The organism is Hydrogenophaga sp. (assembly GCF_011390835.1).
In the GTDB taxonomy this organism is placed as follows: Bacteria; Pseudomonadota; Gammaproteobacteria; order Burkholderiales; family Burkholderiaceae_C; genus Hydrogenophaga.
The window spans coordinates 1-3,513 of the sequence record NZ_JAABRQ010000061.1; the positions used below are offsets into that span (position 1 = coordinate 1).

The following is a 3,513-nucleotide window of genomic DNA, read 5'->3' on the forward strand; positions in this document are numbered from 1 at the left end:
CTTGGGGTTTCCGGCCCAGTACCCCAGCCGCAAGTTGAGCAGCCCCATCAACACCGACAGCACCGGCTGGCGCGTGACACCTTCACCGCCCGGTCCAGCGTTCGGATTGACGGCCGCACCCGAAATCGCCATCGCCGTGGCGAGCGTGAATCCGTTACCGGGCGAGCGGTCCGTCTGCTTCCATCCGGTTGCCCGGCTGCCACAAAACAGTGGGCTGAGGATGAAGTTGTCGCCACCTCGTGGCCGGTAACGCGGGTGCTGCGAGGCCATCAGTACGATGTTTGAGTTGATGATGTGGTACGGCCCGCGCAGCAGCATCGCTTCGAGCGAGGTGGCCGCTTCCCCGCGGGGCGGTCGGCACAAGTCACCCAGCATGGTGGTGTCACCAGGGCACGAGGAGGTCACGCGGGTGTAGGCGGCCTTGAACGGATCAGCGATGGCATTGCGGAGAAAGATGTGCAGCGGCTGGTACTGGGTGCTCTTGAGCATGCGCTCCTGAATGATCTTCAGATCGGGCAGAAAAAGCTCCAGCAGCCGGTCACGGTAAAAGCGGTGCAGTGAAACGTAGTTGGCCTCCGGAATCCAGCCGATGAAAAACAGTACCAGGGCGGCCACGCCAAAGATCAGGATATCGGCGTGCCACGGCAGGTTCAGATTGAGCGTTCGTGTCAGCATGAACACCAGCAAGACCAAGCCGAAGAACAACAGCGCCGAAGCCACACCGACCAGCAGGCCAGTGGGGACTAGGTGCTTCTTGCCGCTGCGCGCCTGAAAAAACCCCCACACATTGCCGATCACTGTCCGCGCCGATCCAAATTTGAGCCACCGGGCCGACTGAATATTGAGCCAGGGGTGGAAGCCGACTATTTGAGGGTCGGCTGTGGATAAGTGTAGGTGCTGTGCTGGTTCGGGGACCTCCTTGCTGTTGTGTTGAAGGCGCTGGGCAAGACGCGCAGGGCGTAGCCCGTAGCGGCTTGCCCAGCGCGGAGCGTGCTCAGAATGGGTCGGGCTCAGCCTGCGTCGAGACGCCTTTGCGCGCGTGCTCGCGGGCCTTGATCCGTTTCTTGGCCGCAGCCGTGCTGCGACTGAACCGGATCGACTCGTTGCCCGTCTCCACGATGTGGCAATGGTGCGTGAGCCGGTCCAGCAGCGCGGTGGTCATCTTCGCGTCGCCGAAGACGCTGGACCATTCTGCGAAGTCCAGGTTGGTGGTGATCAGCACGCTGGTGTGTTCGTACAGCTTGCTCAGCAAGTGGAACAGCAGCGCCCCACCAGCCTGGCTGAACGGCAGATAGCCCAGCTCATCGAGGATCACCAGATCCATGCGCAGCAGGCTGGTAGCGATGCGACCGGCCTTGCCTTGGGCCTTCTCCTGCTCCAGTGCGTTGACCAGATCTACCGTGGAGTAGAACCGCACCCGCTTGCCGTGCCGGGTGATGCCAGAGACACCCATGGCCGTGGCCAGATGGGTCTTGCCTGTGCCCGGCCCGCCCACCAGCACCACGTTGTGCGCCGCGTCGGTGAAGGCCGTGGTGGCCAGGGTCTCCACCAGCTTGCGGTCCACCGGCGAGACCTCGAAGTCAAAGCCCGCCATGTCCCGGTGCACCGGGAACTTCGCTGCGTGCATCTGGTGGCTGATCGAGCGCATCGAGCGGTCCGTGCCCTCGGCCTGCAGCAGGTGCTCGATCAGCCAGCGTGAGGACTCGATGCCCACACTGCCTCCCCCACCACCGCCTTGCTCGACCAGATCGGCCCACGCCCCGGCCATGCCGTGCAGGCGCAATGCCTTGAGTTCGATCAGCACGTCAGTCTTCATGGCCGGCTCCTTCGATGGTGACACCCACTGTGTCCGAGCGCAGGCTGTCGTAGCGCGCCGTGTTCGCCAGCGGCGGCGTGGTCACTCTCAGCTGCGTGTCCGCCGTGGGCGGCACCGGCTGCGCGTTGAGCCGGTTCAGCACATTGACCACGTGCTCCACACTGACCTTGCCCGGTGGCCCACTCTCCAGCGCCAGCTCGATGGCCACCAGCACCGCGTCCAGACCGGCGCTGAGCACAACGGCCAGCACCTGCGCCATCACCCGGTCGCCGCCCGGGTTGCGCAGCAGCCCTCGGCGCAGCCGCTGCAGCGGCTCGGGCATGTCGGCAAAGGGCGCGCCGTTCCTCAACGCGCCGGGCTTCCTCTGCAGCAGCGGGATGTAGTGCTGCCAGTCGTACCGGGTCTCGCCCGCGTTGCTCAGCCGTTCGTGGCGGGCCACGATAGTGTCGTCGGCCACGATGGCCACGTTGCCCGGGTACAGCCGTGTGCTGACCATCTGGCCCACCCGTTCGCACGGCACCGAATAGCGGTTGCGCGCCACCGACACCAGGCAGGTGCTGGAGACCCGCGCAGGTTTCTCGACGTAGCCATCGAACGGTACCGGCATGGGCATGAGGTGCGCGCGCTCGTGATCGAGCATCTCGGCCACGCTGAACTGGGTGTGCTCGGGGTGGCGCACCTCGTCCCACAGCGCGCGGCAGCGCTGACCCAGCCAGGCGTTGAGTTCGGTGAAGCTGCCGAACTTGATCTTGGCCGCGTCGATCCAGATGCGCCGGCGGCTGTCCTGCACGTTCTTCTCCACCACCCCTTTCTCCCAGCCGCTGGCCACGTTGCAGAAGTCCGGGTCGTACAGGTAGTGCGCGCACATGGTGGCAAAGCGCTCGTTGACGACGCGCCCCTTGCCCTTCTTGACCTTGTCCACCGCCGTCTTCATGTTGTCGTAGATGCCACGTCGCGCCACGCCGCCCAGCGCTGCGAACGACCGCGTGTGGGCATCGAACAGCATCTCGTGGCCCTGGCTGGGGTAGGCCACCAGCCAGAAGGCCCGACTGGCGCACAGCTTCATGTGCGAGACCTGCACCCGGTAGTAGATGCCACCGATCACCATGCCTTCCTCGCTCCAGTCGAACTGGAAGGCCTCGCCCAGCTCAAAGGCCAGCGGCACGAACGCGTTGCCCGCAGACCCCTGGCCTTCGCCCTGTCGCCATGCCCGGATGAAGTCGGTCACCCGCGTGTAGCCACCCTCGTAGCCCGCGCGCCTGATCTCGGCGTACAGCGCCTTGGCCGTGCGCCGCTCGTGTTTGGGCCGACGTGCATCGGCCTTCAAGGCCTGCCTGAGCGCGTCGTGGAACGCCGTGAGTTTGTTGGGCTGTTCGCTGCGCCGGTACTTCGGTGGACCGTCCACCTCCCCGTGCAACCACTTCGCAACCGTGTTGCGCGAGAGCCCTGTCATGCGCGATATCTCGCGCTCTGATTTGTTCTTCCGGGCATGCAAATGCCGGATCCTGCCAATCATGTCCATGGTGATCACTCCTTGTCCTCTGCTGCACAAAAAAACAGCAGAGTAGGTTGTTCACCTGGCTCAGTTTTGGGTCGGCACTACCCGCAAAAGTGGCTCAGTTTTCGGTCGGCGCCAACAGATGGACTAAACCGCTCGCGCGGTAGACGCTCCGGCTACGTTGTTGGCGTTTCGTTGC

2 protein-coding genes and 1 pseudogene are annotated in these 3,513 nt (G+C 64.5%); all 3 read right to left on the reverse strand.

All coding sequences use genetic code 11. The features are described 5' to 3' along the window. A pseudogene (locus GPT34_RS17615) lies at positions 1-798 on the reverse strand (hypothetical protein); the annotation flags it as partial. A 196-nt stretch (positions 799-994) separates the two neighbouring features. Beyond that, positions 995-1,816, reverse strand: coding sequence for an IS21-like element helper ATPase IstB (istB, locus tag GPT34_RS17620; protein ID WP_291015322.1), 822 nt, complete (start codon positions 1,814-1,816; stop codon positions 995-997). Next, a complete protein-coding gene (gene istA, locus GPT34_RS17625; RefSeq protein WP_291015324.1) occupies positions 1,806-3,338 on the reverse strand; it encodes an IS21 family transposase in 1,533 nt (510 codons plus the stop codon). The genes istB and istA overlap by 11 nt, the downstream gene beginning before the upstream one ends. Positions 3,339-3,513 lie beyond the last annotated feature (175 nt).

What these genes read in the sequence shown, in the direction of transcription:
- istB (WP_291015322.1), bottom strand. Translation starts at nt 1,816, where the DNA reads ATGAAGACTGACGTGCTGATCGAACTCAAGGCATTGCGCCTGCACGGC.
- istA (WP_291015324.1), bottom strand. Translation starts at nt 3,338, where the DNA reads ATGGACATGATTGGCAGGATCCGGCATTTGCATGCCCGGAAGAACAAA.